The following is a 17,547-nucleotide window of genomic DNA, read 5'->3' on the forward strand; positions in this document are numbered from 1 at the left end:
TAAAGTATGAAGTTCCGTTACGTCTATCAAAAAGTAGTCGATTTGAAATCCAACGAAAAGACGCAGGCTGAATGGATGCTGTCCGCTGCCGTTGGCGAACTGCAGTCGGAGCAACGTTCGCTGGAGCAGTTGTTGGAGGAGAAAGCCAGTATCGCTGCGGTGATCGCAGCCGAAGCAGAGAACACAGCCTCCATGATCAAACTGCAGGAACTTCAACGATATATGGGCTTCATCGATCAAGCGATCGAGAGGAAGCAAGGCGATATTCGCGTAGCCGAACAGAAGGTAGAGCACAAGAAGACGGTTTTAAAGGGGAAAATGCTGGACGAGAAGGTATGGCTTAAAGCGAAAGAGAAAGCCATGGATAAATTTCAGCACGATATGCTTCTTCGGGAACAAAACGAGCTGGATGAAATGGCCACGGTCCGGTTCGCCATGAGAGCCCGATAAGGAAAGCGGGCGCCCATACGGTTGTTCGAAGGAGGGAAACAAGATGGCAAAAACAGTGCTTGATGAAGAATTAGAAGAAGAGTCGGGAGGCGGATTCTCGCGTTTTCTGTTCTTTATGACCCCTATTCTTTTTACGGTTGTCCTGTTAGGTGTGCTTTTAACCTTATTCAACATTGACTTCCGCAATACGCTGTTCGATTGGGGAAACCGGATTCCCGTTGTGAAGAATTTGGTCCCGGATCCTGAAGTTCCAGAGGGTGAGTTGAAGCAAGCTGCGGAGGAAGAACAGAAGCAGCAGGAGAGTACCGAGGCGACTGTGAAAGAACTCAAAGATCAGCTTGCAAAACAGCAGGCGCAGCTGCAATCGGCGAACCAGCAAGCGTCCCAGCAGCAGGAGAAAGTCAAAGAGTTACAGGATCAGCTTGCTACTGTTCAACAGCAAGAGAATGAACAGCAACAATCGACGGAAGCGGAAGCCTACCAGAAGGAAGTTAAGAAGCTGGCCAATCTCTATGCGGAGATGAGCCCAAGCAAAGCAGCGGCAATCTTCGACAAGCTGTCAACGGAAGAGACGCTGCAAATGCTGAGTGTGATGAGTAATGAGAGTAAAGTGGCCATTTTGGAAAAGATGGATCCACAGAAGGCAGCCGATATTTCGATCAAGCTGAAGGATGTCAATACGTCCGAGGATTTGGCGATCGCCGCACTGCAGTCCAGACTCAAAATGGAATCGGCTGCGGATGCTGCCGCCGCCACAACCGGAACAGGGCTGGATGATACCGAGCTCAGTCAGACTTTCTCATCGATGGCTGCGGCAGATGCCGCCAAACTCATTCTTCAAACGTATAAGCTGAGTCCGGAAAAGGGACTTAAGATCATGAAGTCGGTCAATGGAACCACTCGATCGAAAATTTTGGCGGAAATGGCCAAAACCGATGAGAAAACGTCGGTGAAGATTTTGAATCAATTGGTTAGCAAGTGAATATGGACTGAAAATTACTCTTGAAAGGAGGTGAGAACAAGATGAATCAAACCGTAACTCAAGTAAATGGAAGCAAAGCGGGATCTGTTAATTCGTTATGGTATGGATCGGCAGGCAAGTCGGAAGTTACGCCTAATACGGCATTGTCTTTTGACCAGAAGCTCCTTTCCATGCTGCTTGGCAATGCTCAGCCACAGGAAGGACAAACTTCTGCCCAACTGCTGACCTTGGCTGGACTTCAGAAAACCACAGAAGCGGCTACATCCGACGCAACGGACAGTACGCTAGCAGCCATGATCGAAGGACTGCTGCAGCAGCTGCCGAAATTGGATGAAGCGCTTCAAGCGGACCCATCGTTGATGGCGGCATTGCAAGGCTGGCTACAAAATGTCCAGACCTTATTGCAGCAGACGAACACGACTCCAACGTCGGGAACAGCGGTGGCTGAAGAAGCTAATGTACTGCCGGCGCTGGCGCAACAGCCAGAGACGATGCGTTTTGCGGTACAGGATGCGTTGGTGCAATTGTTGGCTGCAACGGAATCGAATACCGCGAAGCTGACATCGAACGCGCAAGGACAAGCCGGAGTCATGCTGGATACGCTGCAAGGGATGCTGGATACACTCCCTGATTCGGCCGAAACGAAGCTGAATGGCGGAAAAGGAACCGAATCGGTTGGAGGAATACACCCGCGATTCCTTACGGCAAATCAAGGTGCAGGAGCTAACCCACAAGGCAGCTCGGGCGGCGATATGCTAAATCAAGGGAATGCACAGACCGCTCAGCACAGCACAAAAACAGGCAGCAATACGGCAGCAGTTCACGCGATTTACTCAGCGCTTGAAACCGATACGGCAGTTGACGACCTAACGATGGAACCTAAAGAACACGAGGATTCCGTTCCAACAGGACAAATCGTGACCGCGGGACAACTTGCGATCCGGGATAGCGGCATCATTTCCGTCAAGCATGTAGCCAAGCCGGTTCCGGTTGAACAGTTCGCCAAAGAAATGAGCGGTTTCCTGGTTAACAAGCTGGATATCGTGAATCTGAAAGGCGTATCTGAAGCGAGAATCTCGCTTTATCCGGAGCATTTAGGACAAGTTGACGTACGAATTACGATGCAAAACGGGCAATTAACCGCCCAATTCATGACAGAGCATGCTTTTGCCAAGGAATCTCTGGAGCAGCAAATGGCGCAACTGAGAACGGCGTTACAGTCCCAGGGGCTTCAGGTGAACAAGTTGGAAGTCACGCAAAACTCGGCACTGTCGTCCCATATGTACCATGATGGACGCCAGTCCGGCAGCGGAGCGGGGCAGCAGCAAAGTGAAAAACGCCGTCCACTGATGGAGGACGATACTCTGGCCATTCATGATATGAATGAGGAATGGAACGAGTGGGTTGCCGAGGTCAGAGCCAAGGAGCAAAACTACGGCAGTTCCTTTGTCGCTAGAGCATAAAAAGCAGAAAGGAGGTACCTCCGTGGCAGATACGTATTCACCTTCAGTGATGTGGCCGAATTATTCGCAGAACAATGTTCAGAAGGCTAGCACGAAAACCAACGAAATGGGCAAAGATGCTTTTCTGAAACTGATGATGGCCCAAATGCAAAATCAAGATCCCTTATCCCCGATGGATAATACACAAATGGTCGCTCAAATGGCTCAGTTTTCCTCGGTAGAGCAACTGACCAATATCTCTGAACAGCTATCCAATCTAGGCCGATCATTAGGCAATGATTCCGGACTGATTGGAAAACAGGTGACTTGGGTCAGCTCAACCAAAACAGGTAACTATGATGTTGCGACAGGTCAATCCGAAGTTGTGGTTGAGAAGGAAAGCGGTATCGTTGATTCCATTATTGTTCGTGACGGTGTTCACTACGTCAAGGTGGGAGATAAGGAAGTTAAAATCTCCGATATCGAACAGGTTGGTGATCCTGCTGAGGAAACCGGCGGAGCTGGTCAAGGAGCGGACCCATCATGAACGGGCCGATCCGAGTAGGGCAGCTGTACACAGGAAGAATCGGACCTAGTGCGCTGACGCCGAACAGAAACCATTCGACAGCTACGACGGGAACCAATTTCAAGGATATGCTGGAAGACCGGCTGGTCCATTTCAGCAACCATGCGGTGAAGCGGTTGGAACAACGCGGAATCGAACTGCAACCGGAGCAGTTGAACAAGATCGAATCAGCGATAGATAGTGCTGCTGCAAAGGGAGCCAAGGATTCCTTGATATTGCTGAAAGACATGGCCCTTATCGTCAATGTGAATAATCGTACCGTCGTTACCGCAATGGACGGCAGCAGTATGAAGGATAACGTATTCACGCAAATCGACAGCGCCGTCATCATCTCTTAATATGGCTGGACCGGTTACGGGAGCCATCGGCTGCGGATCGACTGAAGCAGCCAAAGCAAGTTATTTTATCACTGGAAGGAATGAGAACGCATGTTAAGATCTATGTATTCTGGCGTTTCCGGGATGCGCGGCTTTCAAACCAAGCTTGACGTTATCGGCAACAATATTGCGAACGTAAATACAGTAGGTTTCAAATCCGGACGCGTGATGTTTAAGGATATCATGAGCCAGACGGTAGCCGGGGTTACCGCACCGGTTGATGGCGAATCTGGTGGCGTTAACGCCAAACAAATCGGCTTAGGGGTATCCATCGGCTCCATCGATACGTTACATACCGGCGGCAGCGCGATGACGACGAACAATCCCCTGGATCTACGGATCGATGGGGACGGATTTTTCCTCGTGAAGCTGACGGCGGATCAAGAGGTTCCTTTCCTGACTCGTGCGGGAGACTTTCATTTGGATGCATCTGGCCAACTGGTTACTTCAGACGGTTTGCTAGTATGTAATAGCGATGGCGATGTCATTGAGCCCATCGATTTTGAAGCGGTAACCGCCTTTACGATCGCTTCTAACGGAACAATGATGCTGAAAAACGCCGAAGGTGGGACGGAAGCGGGAGCCGTCATCGGCGTGGCCAGAGTTACCAACCCGGAAGGCTTGGAGAAGATTGGAGGCAACCTTTACCGGGTGTCCCTGAATGCCGTAGCTGACGGCGAGTTGGCCTACACGAACCCGAATAATGCGGAAGCCGGGACCGGCGCTCTCGTCTCTGGACAATTGGAAATGTCCAACGTCGATCTGACGGGAGAATTTACCGAGATGATCGTAGCGCAGCGGGGCTTCCAAGCGAATTCGCGGATCATCACCACCTCTGACGAAGTGCTTCAGGAAGTAGTTAATCTGAAACGTTAAGCGAAGGGGTAGCCGGGGGGAGGGAACCCTTTCCCCGGCTGTTTCCCCCGCTTCCTTGATCGCCTAGGAGGGAAATCATGATTTCTGTTACACGCTTGAACGGTTCTCAAATGTGGCTGAACGCCATCATGATTGAGACCGTAGAAGAAACGCCGGATACTTACGTCACCCTGATCACAGGGAAGCGTATTATCGTGCTGGAGAAGGCGGCCGATGTTATTGCGATGATCCAAGCGTATTATCGGGATATCGGCATCCACGCAGCAACTATTAAAGTGCAACAAACGGAGGAATGGTCATGAAAAAAATGCTGCCTTGGCTAATCACGATTTTGCTTGCAATCACATTAATCGTATTGGCCGCCTTCCTGCTGGTGAATCAAATGAATAAACCCGCGCCTGGTACCGAGGTAAATGCTGCTGTCAATAGCGTAGCTGAACCGGAGAAATTGTCGGTGGACGAGATCGTGAAGGTCACTTCAACGCTCGACGACATCAAAACGAATTTGTCCGAGCCGGATTACGTTGTGGTCATTGATTTTGCTTTCCAATTGGATAATGAGGTTTCCAAGGAAGCCTTCGACAAAATCAAGGACTACAAAATCAAACCCATTATCATTAAAACGTTGGCGGATACCAAGCCGGAGGAATTGACAGGTGCATTGGGGAAAGACAATCTAAGCTCCAAATTGCTCAACCTGATCAACAAGTCACTGCCGGAAGGGAAATTGATTCAAATCGATATTACCGACTTCATCATGACGACAATCTAATTGATATCGAACGAATACGGATTTTTCTAAGGGGGTGAGATGTTTGGTTGATGTGTTGTCGCAGAACGAGATCGATGCGCTGCTTGCTGCGTTATCGTCGGGCGAAATGGACGCCGAGGAACTGAAAAAGGAAGAGACGCAGAAGAAGATCCGCTCTTATGATTTTAAGAGAGCGGTGAGATTTTCCAAAGATCATATTCGGAGCTTGACCCGGATACATGAGAACTTTGCCCGTTATCTCACCACCTATTTTTCAGCTCAGTTGCGCACGTTTGTACAAATTAACGTCGTTCAGGTAGAGCAGCTACCCTATGACGAGTTTATCCGCTCCATCCCGAAAATGACGATCTTGAACATTTTTGAAGCGGAGCCGCTTGAAGGAAGAATGGTGCTGGAAGTGCATCCCAACGTCGCTTTTGCCATGCTGGACCGGCTATTGGGAGGCCTCGGAGCGGCACCTTCGAAGATTGGAACGCTAACAGAGATCGAAACGATCATTATGGAGCGGATTTTCAGCCGTGCCTTTGAGAGCTTGCAGGAAGCCTGGAGGACGATCGTGGATATTAATCCGCGGATGGAGGGGCTGGAAACCAATCCTCAATTTATGCAAATCGTATCGCCGAACGAGACAATCGCATTGATTTCGCTAAGCACCAAAATCGGAGATACGTCAGGCATGATTAACCTATGTATACCGCATGTCGTGATCGAACCGATCATGCCTAAACTTTCGGTTCACCATTGGTTTGTCTCCCAGAAGAAATCGCGTGCACCTGAAGAAGTCGATGCGCTGCGAAATCGGGTGAACAAAGCCAAGCTGCCGATCATTGCGGAGCTGGGTGAATCTCAGATCACCATCCGCGAGTTCCTGGGATTATCCGTCGGTGACGTGATCTCATTGAACAAACCCGTTCAAGATGGACTGCAAATCCGTGTGGGGGACAGGTTGAAGTATATCGGTAGCCCCGGAACGATCAAAGATAGGATTGCGATCCAAATCGATGAAATTGTCAGCGAAGGAGTTGAGGAACTTGACGAGCAATGATTACTTGTCCCAGGAAGAGATAGACGCTTTACTAAAACAAGCCAATCAAGATACGGCTCAAGAGCCGACCATAAACGACGTACTGACGCCTTTGGAGCAGGACGCACTGGGAGAAATCGGGAACATCACGTTTGGCAGTGCGGCTACGGCGCTTTCCACTCTGTTGAATAAAAAGGTGGACATCACGACGCCAAAAGTCTCCGTCATTACGCGGGCCCAATTTGAAGCCGAGTTTCCAAAACCGCATGTGGCCATCCATGTTGAATATGTGGACGGATTTGAAGGGATGAACTCGTTGGTCATCAAGACGAGAGATGCCCAGGTCATTGCGGACCTGATGCTCGGCGGAGAAGGGAATCCCGAAGAGGGAGAATTGAACGAAATCCATATTAGTGCCGTACAGGAAGCCATGAACCAAATGATGGGTTCATCGGCGACGTCGATGTCAACGATTTTTAACCGGTTTGTCAATATCTCACCGCCCGGCATCGATATCCTGAATATGTCTGACGGGCATGGGCTGAGCAGCTTGCCAGAGGCGGATCCGCTCATTAAAATCTCCTTCCGTTTAACGATCGGGGATTTGATCGATTCCACCATCATGCAACTGCTTACGGTTAAGTTTGCTAAGGAGATGGTGGACAGCTTGATCAGTGGGTCGGCATCAGAACCCAATACAGGCGCCATGGAAAGTGCTGCCGCCGCCGCGCCGCATGCTGAGCCAGCACCGCAGGCACCGGTTTACCAACAGCCGTCCCAACCCATGCAGCAGCCGCCGATGCAACAGCCGCCGATGCAAGATGGATATGGCTATGGGCAACCGGCGCCTTATGGATATCCGCCTCAAGGTCAGCCTTACGGCGAGCCGCATCATTATGGTGCAGCCCCGGGACGTAATTTGAATGTACAGCCTGTACAGTTCGCTAATCTGGGAAATCCATCCTTTGGTCATGTGGATGAAAATAATTTAAACTTACTGATGGACATACCCCTTAAAGTCACCGTAGAATTAGGGAGGACCCAACGGCAAATTAAAGATATCCTGGAGTTATCCCAAGGCTCCATAATCGAGTTGGACAAGCTCGCCGGTGAGCCCGTGGATATTCTTGTGAATAACAAACTGATCGCTAAGGGCGAGGTTGTCGTCATTGATGAAAACTTCGGCGTACGCGTCACGGATATCGTAAGCCAGTGGGACCGCATTCAAAAATTACAATAGTAGAAGTTTAGGGAGGATTTTATATCAATGGCTAACCGAATTCTTATCGTAGACGACGCAGCATTTATGAGAATGATGATCCGTGATATTTTGACAAAAAACGGGTTTGAAGTCGTAGGTGAAGCACAAGACGGCGCACAAGCCATCGAGAAATTCAAAGAGCTTCACCCGGATCTGATCACGATGGACATTACGATGCCTGAGATGGACGGTATTGCCGCGTTGAAAGAGATTAAGAAGCTGGACCCGAACGCGAAAGTGATCATGTGCTCCGCGATGGGACAACAAGCGATGGTTATCGATGCGATTCAAGCCGGAGCAAAAGACTTTATCGTGAAGCCTTTCCAATCCGACCGAGTAATCGAAGCGATCAACAAAACGCTTGGGGTGTAAGCTAAGCGATGAATAATCCGCAGGAGTCTCCCCCGTTTAATTCTGGGGATGTCAACCTTTGGGGGAACTTGTTTACCGTCATCGTAGTTCTGGGCCTAATCATTGCTTTAATCGTCTTACTGGTCCGCTTTCTTGGCAAAAGGAACCGGTATTTATCCCAGAGTCGTGCGATTCGTACTTTGGGGGCCATTGGCCTCGGACCGAACAAATCCCTGCAAGTGATTGAACTCGGGGGGAGTATCTATCTTGTCGGTGTCGGTGAGGATATTTCCCTGGTGGACAAAATATCCGGGCCGGACGAGGTAGCCTTGCTGGTGAATGCCTTCGCAGAAGAAGGAACGGAATTTGCCGGATTGTCGTCGACCTTATCCGGCTTGATCTCCCGTTTTCGCAAAGAACCGCCTCGAGAGGAAGAAGAGCTAGACGGAGTCGCTTTCCATGAGGTGTTTCAATCGCAATTACGGAAGATGCCGGACCGGAAACGGCAAATGGAGGAACTATTGCAGGATCCGGAAGAACAATCTACAGATCGGTCGAGGGATTCATGAAGAGAAAATTGTTGATTGTCAGCTTGATGTTGACGATATGGAGCCTACTCGCGGTCTCCATCGCATCGGCTGAACCGGTTGATCCGATTCCGAATATCGGGATTCAAATCGGGAATTCAGGCTCGGGCGGGGCGTCAGGGACGAGTTCATTGTCGATCATCTTAATGATCACGGTACTGAGCATCGCACCTGCGATCTTAGTGCTAATGACAAGCTTTACCCGAATCGTCGTCGTTTTGGGGTTTGTCCGCACCTCCTTGGGAACACAGCAGATGCCTCCGAACCAGGTGCTGATTGGACTTGCTTTGTTCTTGACGTTATTTGTAATGAGCCCAACGCTCTCTACCGTCAACGAGGTCGCGGTTCAGCCTTATATCAAAGGGGAAATTACCCAATCCGAAGCTTTGGACAAAGCAGCGGTTCCTATGAAGAAGTTCATGTACTCGCATACGAGAACCAAAGATCTTCAGCTGTTTATGGGCTATACGAAAATGGAAAAGCCCAAAAGCTACGAGGACATTCCAATTTCGGTTATGGTGCCCGCCTTTGCGATCAGCGAACTGAAAACGGCGTTTCAAATGGGCTTTATGATTTTTATCCCGTTTCTAATCATCGATATTGTTGTATCCAGCGTGCTCATGGCGATGGGGATGATGATGCTGCCTCCGGTTATGATCTCACTGCCGTTCAAGATCTTACTGTTCGTGCTAGTGGATGGATGGTATTTGATCGTCAAATCACTGTTGGTCAGCTTTAATACCTAGGAATAAGGGTATGGGTTCAGGGAAGGAGAACAGCGGTAATGAGTTCGGAATTTATTATCGGTTTGGCCGGACAAGCCGTTTATACCGTGTTGAAGGTCAGCGCGCCGATGCTGTTGATCGGTCTAGTGGTGGGGCTCTTGGTGAGTATTTTTCAGGCAACGACCCAAATCCAGGAGCAAACGCTTGCCTTCGTTCCCAAAATCGTTGCGGTTTTAGTCGCTTTGCTGTTGTTTGGTCCTTGGATTTTGACGACGCTGGTGGACTTCACCTATGGGATTCTAAATAACCTATCTAGTTATATCGGTTAGGTTACCGCAATGATGGATACTTTATTGCACGGAATTTCTACTTTTATGCTTATTTTTTGTCGAATGACAGCCTTTTTTGTAGTTTCGCCGATATTTTCTTCTCGAACGGTGCCGAATACATTTAAGGTAGGCTTCTCAGGGATGATTGCGGTTGTCATTCTGTTGACGATTGGCCCGAATCAAGCGTTACCTAACGATTTGGGGTATGTGTTGTTTATTTTGCGTGAGGTGTTGGTCGGTCTGCTGATGGGATATGTCGCGAATCTGATCTTTTCGGTCATTCAAATGGCCGGATCCTTCATCGACATACAAATCGGTTTCGGGATCGCGAACGTGATCGATCCCATGACCGGAGCGGCGGCGCCTGTTCTAGGGAACCTGAAGTACATCATAGCTACGTTGATGTTCCTCAGCATGAACGGACATCATTATTTGCTGGATGCGGTCATACGAAGTTATAACTGGATTCCGTTGTCTAATGATCTGTTTCAGCAAATCTACAACGGGGATTTGGCCGAATTTCTCGTGCAAACCTTCAGCCAGGCGTTTTTGTTGGCATTCCAAATGTCGGCTCCGCTTATCGTCGCCTTATTCGTCACCGACGTGGCATTAGGTTTTTTGGCTCGAACGGCTCCGCAATTTAACATTTTTGTCATTGGCATTCCGGTAAAGATCATTGTTGGTTTACTTGTTCTGTTGGTGCTTGTACCTGGCTTTATCGTTGCGTTTCAATCTTTGTTCGAGGTGTTGTTCCGTGCGCTGCATGATCTGCTCGGTGCGATCGGACAAAGGCCGAAGTAGGATGGAGGATCGCTATGTCATATCGGTATTCGCTTGATCTGCAGCTGTTCGCCGGTGAAAAGACGGAAAAAGCGACTCCGAAAAAACGTCAGGACGCCCGTAAGAAAGGTCAAGTGGCCAAAAGCCAGGAATTGACCGGGGCCTTGCTATTGATGGCGGGCTTCTTATGTCTGACAGCATTCGGCGGTTATATCAAGGAACGGTTGGTCAGCCTGTTCGTCGACGTGTTCTATAACCGATTGTCGATGGAAGTGACGCAAACCAACGTGATGACCATGATGGGGGATTACACGGTTCAAGTGCTATTGTTGCTGGCTCCAATCTTCTTGGTCGTCGTGGTGGTGGCGATCGTTGCCAACTACGCACAGATCGGTTTCCTGTTTATCGGAGAACCGCTCAAAATGAAGTTTAGCAAACTGGATCCGATCAAAGGATTTAAGAACATTTTTTCCATGCGGTCATTGGTACAATTTCTCAAGACCCTCTTTAAGTTGCTGATTATAGGTTATCTCGTTTACTCGACGATTTGGGGGTATCGAGGAAGTCTTTCTGCGCTGGGGCATTTACCGGTGGATGATACTTTTCATTTCGCGGCCCAGCTAACGATGAATTTGGGGATCAAAATTGCGGCGGCCTTGATTGTGCTCGCGGCCCTGGATTACATGTATCAGCGATATGAGCATGAGAAGAGCTTGAAGATGTCCAAACAAGACATCAAAGATGAATACAAGAAAATGGAAGGCGATCCGATTATCAAGGGGAAAATTCGGGAACGTCAACGGCGAATGGCTCTGCAACGGATGATGCAGGAAGTGCCGAAAGCCGACGTCATTATTACCAACCCTACCCACTTTGCGGTCGCTCTAAAGTATGACGGGTCTGAAATGGATGCCCCGCAAGTCATCGCCAAAGGGCAAGACTACGTTGCCCTCCGCATTAAAGAAATCGCCAAGGAACATGGCGTGATTACGATGGAAAACAAGCCGCTGGCACGGGCGTTGTTTCAACGAACCGAAATCGGGGATACGATCCCCGCGGATTTGTTTCAAGCTGTCGCCGAAGTGTTGGCTTATGTATACCGAATAAAAGGCAGAGCCAAATCATAATGGGATCGGAGGGGAACTAACGTGAAGAAATTTAAGGACCTATTTATTCTTGTTGGCATAATTGGCATCGTCTTGCTGATGATCGTTCCGATCCCGACTTGGCTGCTGGATATTTTGCTGATCATTAATATTTCGTTAGCGCTGATCATTTTGCTTGTTTCGATGAACACCAAGGAAGCACTGCAGTTTTCCATCTTTCCGGCAATGCTGCTCATCACGACTTTATTCCGTTTGGCGCTAAACGTGTCGACTACCAAGTTGATTCTGGGACAGGCCAAAGCCGGCCACGTGGTGGCCACCTTCGGTTCATGGGTTTCCCACGGGGAACCCGTTGTCGGTTTTGTCGTCTTCCTGATTCTCGTGGTCGTTCAGTTTATCGTCATTACCAAAGGCTCGGAACGCGTGGCCGAGGTTGCGGCGCGGTTTACACTGGATGCGATGCCAGGGAAACAAATGAGTATCGATGCCGATTTGAACGCAGGGCTCATTAACGAGCAACAAGCACGTGAGCGCCGCAGCAAGATCGAGCGGGAAGCGGATTTTTACGGCGCCATGGACGGTGCGAGTAAATTCGTTAAAGGGGATGCGATCGCGAGTATCATCATCCTCCTGATCAACCTGATCGGGGGCTTTATCATCGGGATGACGATTCACGGCATGAGCTTTCCCGATGCGCTTTCGACTTACTCGCTCTTGACGATCGGGGATGGCTTGGTCAGCCAGATCCCGGCATTGCTGATTTCCACGGCGGCCGGGTTGATCGTGACGCGCGCTTCCTCTGAAGGGAACTTGGCGGATGATATTACGGGTCAACTGTTTACCTATCCGAAGCTGCTCTATATCGTAGCCGGGACGATCGCCCTGCTAGGGACGTTTACGCCGATCGGGATATGGACGACTTATCCATTCGCCGGATTAATGGTTTTTGCGGCCCTTAAGATGCAGAAAAATATGGACCGCCGGCAAATCGAGCAGGAGCAACAAGAGGAGGAGCAACAAATCGAAGAGGTGCGCAGTCCCGAGAGCGTCATCAATCTGCTGCAGGTTGATCCCATCGAGTTCGAATTCGGATACGGACTTATTCCGCTGGCCGATACCGGGCAGGGCGGGGATTTGCTCGACCGAATCATTATGATTCGGCGCCAATGTGCGCTTGAATTAGGTTTGGTCGTTCCCGTCATCCGAATTCGCGACAATATTCAACTAAAACCGAACGAATATGTCATCAAAATTAAAGGAAATGTCGTAGGCGGCGGTGAATTACTACTTAATCACTATTTGGCTATGAGTCCCGGGATGGATGACGATACGATAACAGGTATCGAGACCCGCGAACCTGCGTTTGGTCTTCCGGCTCTATGGATCGACGAAGCGACTAAGGATCGGGCGGAATTGTCCGGTTACACCGTGGTTGATCCGCCATCCGTGGTGGCCACCCATTTGACGGAATTGATCAAGAAGCATGCGCATGAGCTGCTCGGCCGTCAAGAGACCAAAGCCCTGGTCGACAATCTCAAGGAGAACTATGCCGTGCTTGTCGACGAGTTAATCCCATCGGTACTGTCGATCGGTGACGTGCAGAAGGTACTGGCTAAATTGTTGAAAGAGAAGATTTCGATTCGCGATATGGTGACGATTTTCGAAACGCTGGCGGATTACGGAACATACACCAAGGATCCGGAAGTACTGACCGAATATGTCAGACAGGCACTCTCCCGACAAATTACGCAACAGTTTACCCAGCCGGGCGAAACGATGCGGGTCATTACCGTAGGACCTACCCTGGAGAAGAAGATCGCCGAGAGCGTACAGCAGACGGAACAAGGCAGTTATTTGGCGCTGGATCCGGCATCAACGCAAACGGTATTCCAGAAGCTGACAGAGCAAATCAACCGTTTAGTGCAAACGGGCCATCAGCCGATCCTGCTCACCTCGCCGACAATCCGGATGTATTTGCGGCAAGTTATCGAGCGGAGTATGCAGGACATTCCGGTATTATCCTACAGTGAGTTGGAACCGAATGTTGAAATTCAAAGTGTCGGGGTGGTGAATTTATGAGAGTCAAACGATATATCGTTGACACAATGCCTGACGCCATGTTGAAAATCCGCAGCGAACTAGGAGCGGATGCCGTCATCTTGAGTACGAAAGAGATGAAGATTGGCGGTTTCCTCGGCATGTTCCAGAAGAAGAAGATCGAGGTGATCGCCGCTACCGAGGGGAATGCAGCACCTGCGCAGAGAGGAAAACCGGCCATGCCGGTGACTCCGGCAAAGCCGCCGGGACCTGCTCCGGTCGCTCGCCAAACCGTACCGGAGGCTTATCGCAAAACGTCGCAATTGGTACAGTCGACCGCTTCCCCGCAAGTTGCGGCAGCATCCTCCGCTTTGACGGCGATCGGTTTGCAAGAAAGGGAGGAGCCAATCATCACCCCGATTCCTCCTATCGTAAAGCCGCAATCGGTTAGACCGGAAATACGCCAAGCATCGGTAGACACAGCGCCGAGCTCAGCATCGGCTCGGTTGGAGGCTGCGCTTCAAAGTGCAGCCGATCAGGAATCCACCTCAGCGTTACCTTTCCAAGATTCCGCCAAGGAAGAGCGCTTGCTCGAAGAAATTCGGCAAATGAAGATGTGGATCAGTCAGCTGGCTAAGAAGCAAGGCGATGGCCGAGAAATGCCGCCGAGCTTGCATTCCTTTCAACAGCAGCTCATGAACCAGGAAGTGAGTTCGGAGCTTACAGAGAAATGGATCGAAGAGATCTATGAGGACTGGCTAAGCTCCGGCAAAACTTTAAGCGGCGAAGAGATGAGAACCAAACTGCGAGCCATTGTCAGCAGCTTCCTGAATGACCGTATTGGGATGGGGATTGGCGATAACACGAGGATCGTTTACATTGCAGGACCTACCGGAGTAGGAAAAACGACAACCATCGCCAAGCTGGCAGCCGATCAAATCTTTCGATTGCACAAGAAGGTTGGGTTCATCACTGCAGATACTTATCGAATTTCGGCAATCGAACAGTTGCGAACCTATGCCTCCATCCTGAACGTTCCACTTGAGATTGTCCAATCTCCCGGGGATGTGCAGCGCGCGATGCAACGGTTAGAACACTGCGACCTCATCCTGATGGACACCGCAGGGAGGAATTATCTGAATGAGCTGTTCGTGGCAGAGCTGCATAGTTTGCTTGCTCCGTCGGATGCCAGCGAGACGTATCTCGTTCTCAGCTTGACCTCCAAAACACAGGATATGAAGCGAATCACCGAGCATTTTAGCAAATACAACTTGGATAAGGTGATTTTTACGAAGCTAGATGAAACGGAAACGGTAGGCTCGATTTATAATCTGTTAAATGAGTACCCTCTGAAGTTGTCATTCCTGACCAACGGTCAAAATGTACCGGATGATCTGCTTCAGGCAGATGGGAAACAGTTGGTTGATATTTTGCTGGGAGAATGGAAGCCATGAGCGACCAGGCCCAAGCACTCAGACAACTGGTATCGTCACATGTAGGCCCAGCGGAGTCAAAGTTCCGCAAAGGATCAGCCCGAATTTTGACCGTGAGCAGCGGCAAGGGCGGTGTAGGCAAATCCAACTTCACGTTGAATTTTGCCTTGGCCTTAAAGTCTTTAGGACGTAAGGTGCTGCTTTTCGACGCGGATATCGGAATGGCGAATATCGACGTTTTGATGGGCGTCAGACCGAGGTATAACCTGTACCACCTACTGAAGGGGGAAAAGGACATCACCGAGATCGTGGAACTGGGCTCGCATGCTTTACCTTTTATTGCGGGGGGCTCGGGACTTGCCGATTTGTTCTCCCTCTCCGAAGGGGATCTCAATTATTTCACTTCGCAGATCGAGATGATTTCTGAGGAGATGGATTTCATCCTCTTTGATACCGGAGCAGGATTATCTAAGGAAACGCTAAAGTTCATCACTGCGGCCGATGAATGTCTGGTCGTTACGACACCGGAGCCGACCTCGATCACCGACGCCTATGCATTAATCAAGGTCGTACACGGAATGGAGGCGGATGTACCGTTTCGGTTGGTCATTAACCGGGTCTCGGGGGAGCATGAAGCCAAACAGGTCGCCGATAAGATTTCACTGGTCGCGGGGCGTTTCCTCGACATGGATATCCCCACGCTTGGCTATCTCAGCGATGATACCCATGTGATGCAGGCGGTCAAAAAACAGGTTCCTTTCTCCATCGCTTTCCCCGGTTGCTCGGCAGCGCGAGACATTCAACGCTTGGCTTTGGATTATCTGAATGTTCCGCAAACCAAGTCGAGGGATACTTTATCGGGAATCAAGGGATTTATGCATAAATGGTTAAAACTAGCAAAATGATTCTTCGTGAAGGAACAGGGGTGGAACGTTGATGACTTATCGAGTGATGGTGGTAGACGATTCGGCGTTTATGCGTAAGATCATCTCGGATCTCATCGAACAAGAAGAGGCCTTTCAGGTTCAGGCGACGGCGAAAAACGGACGCGAAGCGATTGAACAGATCGCGCGGATCCAGCCGGATTTGGTGACCATGGATGTGGAAATGCCGGAAATGAACGGCCTGGATGCGCTTAAGGTTATTATGAAGGAGCATCCGCTGCCGGTGATCATGTTGTCCGGCATTAACGAGCAGGGCATGCGAGAGACGATCATGGCGCTGGAACTAGGCGCTTTCGACTTCATTCGCAAGCCATCGGCAACCACAAGTTCGCATGACATCGAGCAGGTGGGACGCGAGCTGCGCGAGCAGATCCACGCTGCGATGCAGGCGAAAGCGCGACGCGACGCCTGGACAGCGGCGCAGACGAGCGCGCCGGTGCCGCCTTCGGCAGGCAAGCTGCCGCAAGTGGGCCTTGGCGAGCCGAGGCCGCCGGCACAAGGCGCGGAGGCTTCCGGCCCTGGCAGCGCGGCGGCCGCTACTCCGGCGCCGCCCGCTGGGCGAGCGCTTGCCAGCGGCGGCTCCGCCGCGGCGCGCCAGCCGCTCGCGGGGCAGCCTCGTCCAGAGCCGAGGCTGCCCGCAGCGAACCCGGCCGCGCCAAGCGTCGGCCGGGAGGCCCCAAGCCGGCGCCCTGCGAAGGCGCCGGCGGAGCGCGCGCGGCCAGCGACGCGGCCCGCGCCATCGCCGGTCGGCGGGGCGAAAGCCGCCCCGCCGGCCCGGCAGGCCACGCCGACGCCGGCTTCTGCGGCGGCGGAAGTGGCCGCCGCCCGTGAAACGGCGGGCGGCGCTGCCGCCAGAGGGCGGCCAGAGCTCCGCCGCTCTCCGGCAGGGTTCACCGATCTGGTTGCGATCGGTACATCTACCGGCGGCCCCAAGGCGCTGAAAGCGGTCTTGGAGAAAATTCCGGGCGACTTTCCGTCCCCCATCGTCATCGTGCAGCATATGCCGCCGAACTTCACCAAGTCGCTCGCTCAACGACTCAACAGCTTATGTGAATTGAACGTCGTTGAGGCTGAGGAAGGCCAGGAATTGCAGAGTGGTACGGCATACATTGCTCCGGGAGGTTTCCATCTGAACGTTGTGCCTGGTTCTGCGGGCGGTTACCGCGTCCATCTGACGAGAACCGAACCCTGCAACGGACATCGACCTTCGGTGGACGTCTTGTATGAATCGCTGCTCCCGCTGCAAGCGCTAAAACGTCATATCGTACTGCTAACCGGGATGGGCAGCGACGGGGCGAAAGCCATGAAGCGGCTGTATGACGCTGGCGTGACTTCCACCATTGCCGAGAGCGAAGAGACCTGCGTCGTATTCGGAATGCCGCGCTCGGCAATCGAACAGAAATGCGTCAGTCATGTATTACCGCTATACGAAATCGGCCCCAAGCTTGTACAAGTTGTGAAATAACGGAATCTCTTGGAGGAGGT

General features: G+C 51.0%; 20 protein-coding genes. All 20 read left to right on the forward strand.

Annotated features, from left to right (window positions below; genetic code table 11):
* Window positions 1-6: 6 nt before the first annotated feature.
* The 20 genes from fliJ (at window position 7) to cheB (ending at window position 17,527) form a co-directional block, all read left to right on the forward strand.
* A complete protein-coding gene (fliJ, locus tag MKZ15_RS10005; protein WP_155607320.1) occupies window positions 7-450 on the forward strand; it encodes a flagellar export protein FliJ in 444 nt (147 codons plus the stop codon).
* Window positions 451-493: 43 nt separating this feature from the next.
* On the forward strand, window positions 494-1,432 hold the full coding sequence (locus tag MKZ15_RS10010) for a hypothetical protein (RefSeq protein ID WP_339821684.1): 939 nt from the start codon (window positions 494-496) through the stop codon (window positions 1,430-1,432).
* Between the two features lie 41 nt (window positions 1,433-1,473).
* Window positions 1,474-2,895, forward strand: a complete 1,422-nt coding sequence (locus MKZ15_RS10015) for a flagellar hook-length control protein FliK (protein WP_339821687.1) — start codon at window positions 1,474-1,476, stop codon at window positions 2,893-2,895.
* Between the two features lie 22 nt (window positions 2,896-2,917).
* The gene (locus tag MKZ15_RS10020) at window positions 2,918-3,421 is read left to right on the forward strand and encodes a flagellar hook capping FlgD N-terminal domain-containing protein (RefSeq protein ID WP_193415212.1); all 504 of its coding nucleotides are present in this window, start codon (window positions 2,918-2,920) and stop codon (window positions 3,419-3,421) included.
* Window positions 3,418-3,798 (forward strand): TIGR02530 family flagellar biosynthesis protein, encoded by a 381-nt coding sequence (locus MKZ15_RS10025; RefSeq protein ID WP_193415213.1) that lies wholly within the window; start codon window positions 3,418-3,420, stop codon window positions 3,796-3,798. Before MKZ15_RS10020 ends, MKZ15_RS10025 begins: the two co-directional genes overlap by 4 nt.
* A gap of 90 nt (window positions 3,799-3,888) precedes the next feature.
* Entirely contained in the window at window positions 3,889-4,713 is an 825-nt protein-coding gene (gene flgG / locus MKZ15_RS10030; RefSeq protein ID WP_193415214.1) for a flagellar basal body rod protein FlgG, read from the forward strand.
* Between the two features lie 77 nt (window positions 4,714-4,790).
* Entirely contained in the window at window positions 4,791-5,015 is a 225-nt protein-coding gene (locus tag MKZ15_RS10035; protein ID WP_155607315.1) for a flagellar FlbD family protein, read from the forward strand.
* Window positions 5,012-5,485, forward strand: a complete 474-nt coding sequence (locus MKZ15_RS10040) for a flagellar basal body-associated FliL family protein (protein WP_193415215.1) — start codon at window positions 5,012-5,014, stop codon at window positions 5,483-5,485. The genes MKZ15_RS10035 and MKZ15_RS10040 overlap by 4 nt, the downstream gene beginning before the upstream one ends.
* A 43-nt stretch (window positions 5,486-5,528) precedes the next feature.
* A complete protein-coding gene (gene fliM / locus MKZ15_RS10045) occupies window positions 5,529-6,530 on the forward strand; it encodes a flagellar motor switch protein FliM (RefSeq protein WP_193415216.1) in 1,002 nt (333 codons plus the stop codon).
* Window positions 6,517-7,749 (forward strand): flagellar motor switch phosphatase FliY, encoded by a 1,233-nt coding sequence (fliY, locus tag MKZ15_RS10050; protein WP_193415217.1) that lies wholly within the window; start codon window positions 6,517-6,519, stop codon window positions 7,747-7,749. The genes fliM and fliY overlap by 14 nt, the downstream gene beginning before the upstream one ends.
* Window positions 7,750-7,776: 27 nt before the next feature.
* Entirely contained in the window at window positions 7,777-8,142 is a 366-nt protein-coding gene (locus tag MKZ15_RS10055; RefSeq protein ID WP_009223016.1) for a response regulator, read from the forward strand.
* Between the two features lie 8 nt (window positions 8,143-8,150).
* Window positions 8,151-8,690, forward strand: a complete 540-nt coding sequence (locus MKZ15_RS10060; RefSeq protein ID WP_213621728.1) for a flagellar biosynthetic protein FliO — start codon at window positions 8,151-8,153, stop codon at window positions 8,688-8,690.
* The gene (fliP, locus tag MKZ15_RS10065; RefSeq protein ID WP_193415218.1) at window positions 8,687-9,454 is read left to right on the forward strand and encodes a flagellar type III secretion system pore protein FliP; all 768 of its coding nucleotides are present in this window, start codon (window positions 8,687-8,689) and stop codon (window positions 9,452-9,454) included. Before MKZ15_RS10060 ends, fliP begins: the two co-directional genes overlap by 4 nt.
* Before the next feature lie 38 nt (window positions 9,455-9,492).
* Window positions 9,493-9,762 carry a flagellar biosynthesis protein FliQ gene (fliQ, locus tag MKZ15_RS10070; protein WP_059045330.1) on the forward strand — a complete coding sequence of 90 codons (270 nt, stop codon included), beginning with the start codon at window positions 9,493-9,495 and terminating at the stop codon, window positions 9,760-9,762.
* 12 nt (window positions 9,763-9,774) lie between these two features.
* Window positions 9,775-10,563: a flagellar biosynthetic protein FliR gene (gene fliR, locus MKZ15_RS10075; protein WP_193415219.1), complete on the forward strand. Its 789-nt coding sequence runs from the start codon at window positions 9,775-9,777 to the stop codon at window positions 10,561-10,563.
* Between the two features lie 14 nt (window positions 10,564-10,577).
* Window positions 10,578-11,669, forward strand: a complete 1,092-nt coding sequence (gene flhB, locus MKZ15_RS10080; protein WP_193415220.1) for a flagellar biosynthesis protein FlhB — start codon at window positions 10,578-10,580, stop codon at window positions 11,667-11,669.
* Window positions 11,670-11,690: 21 nt separating this feature from the next.
* Entirely contained in the window at window positions 11,691-13,727 is a 2,037-nt protein-coding gene (gene flhA, locus MKZ15_RS10085) for a flagellar biosynthesis protein FlhA (protein WP_193415221.1), read from the forward strand.
* The gene (flhF, locus tag MKZ15_RS10090; protein ID WP_339821696.1) at window positions 13,724-15,139 is read left to right on the forward strand and encodes a flagellar biosynthesis protein FlhF; all 1,416 of its coding nucleotides are present in this window, start codon (window positions 13,724-13,726) and stop codon (window positions 15,137-15,139) included. Before flhA ends, flhF begins: the two co-directional genes overlap by 4 nt.
* A complete protein-coding gene (locus MKZ15_RS10095) occupies window positions 15,136-16,023 on the forward strand; it encodes a MinD/ParA family protein (RefSeq protein WP_155607306.1) in 888 nt (295 codons plus the stop codon). Before flhF ends, MKZ15_RS10095 begins: the two co-directional genes overlap by 4 nt.
* Window positions 16,024-16,051: 28 nt before the next feature.
* Entirely contained in the window at window positions 16,052-17,527 is a 1,476-nt protein-coding gene (gene cheB / locus MKZ15_RS10100; RefSeq protein ID WP_339821700.1) for a chemotaxis-specific protein-glutamate methyltransferase CheB, read from the forward strand.
* Window positions 17,528-17,547 lie beyond the last annotated feature (20 nt).

It is taken from the genome of Paenibacillus sp. FSL R7-0216 (assembly GCF_037969915.1).
GTDB classification, from domain to species: Bacteria; Bacillota; Bacilli; order Paenibacillales; family Paenibacillaceae; genus Fontibacillus; species Fontibacillus rhizolycopersici.

Bases quoted from the DNA above. Each gene is read 5' to 3' on its own strand.
- fliJ (WP_155607320.1), top strand. From the start codon at position 7: ATGAAGTTCCGTTACGTCTATCAAAAAGTAGTCGATTTGAAATCCAAC.
- MKZ15_RS10010 (WP_339821684.1), top strand. From the start codon at position 494: ATGGCAAAAACAGTGCTTGATGAAGAATTAGAAGAAGAGTCGGGAGGC.
- MKZ15_RS10015 (WP_339821687.1), top strand. From the start codon at position 1,474: ATGAATCAAACCGTAACTCAAGTAAATGGAAGCAAAGCGGGATCTGTT.
- MKZ15_RS10025 (WP_193415213.1), top strand. From the start codon at position 3,418: ATGAACGGGCCGATCCGAGTAGGGCAGCTGTACACAGGAAGAATCGGA.
- flgG (WP_193415214.1), top strand. From the start codon at position 3,889: ATGTTAAGATCTATGTATTCTGGCGTTTCCGGGATGCGCGGCTTTCAA.
- MKZ15_RS10035 (WP_155607315.1), top strand. From the start codon at position 4,791: ATGATTTCTGTTACACGCTTGAACGGTTCTCAAATGTGGCTGAACGCC.
- MKZ15_RS10040 (WP_193415215.1), top strand. From the start codon at position 5,012: ATGAAAAAAATGCTGCCTTGGCTAATCACGATTTTGCTTGCAATCACA.
- MKZ15_RS10055 (WP_009223016.1), top strand. From the start codon at position 7,777: ATGGCTAACCGAATTCTTATCGTAGACGACGCAGCATTTATGAGAATG.
- MKZ15_RS10060 (WP_213621728.1), top strand. From the start codon at position 8,151: ATGAATAATCCGCAGGAGTCTCCCCCGTTTAATTCTGGGGATGTCAAC.
- fliP (WP_193415218.1), top strand. From the start codon at position 8,687: ATGAAGAGAAAATTGTTGATTGTCAGCTTGATGTTGACGATATGGAGC.
- fliQ (WP_059045330.1), top strand. From the start codon at position 9,493: ATGAGTTCGGAATTTATTATCGGTTTGGCCGGACAAGCCGTTTATACC.
- fliR (WP_193415219.1), top strand. From the start codon at position 9,775: ATGGATACTTTATTGCACGGAATTTCTACTTTTATGCTTATTTTTTGT.
- flhB (WP_193415220.1), top strand. From the start codon at position 10,578: ATGTCATATCGGTATTCGCTTGATCTGCAGCTGTTCGCCGGTGAAAAG.
- flhF (WP_339821696.1), top strand. From the start codon at position 13,724: ATGAGAGTCAAACGATATATCGTTGACACAATGCCTGACGCCATGTTG.
- MKZ15_RS10095 (WP_155607306.1), top strand. From the start codon at position 15,136: ATGAGCGACCAGGCCCAAGCACTCAGACAACTGGTATCGTCACATGTA.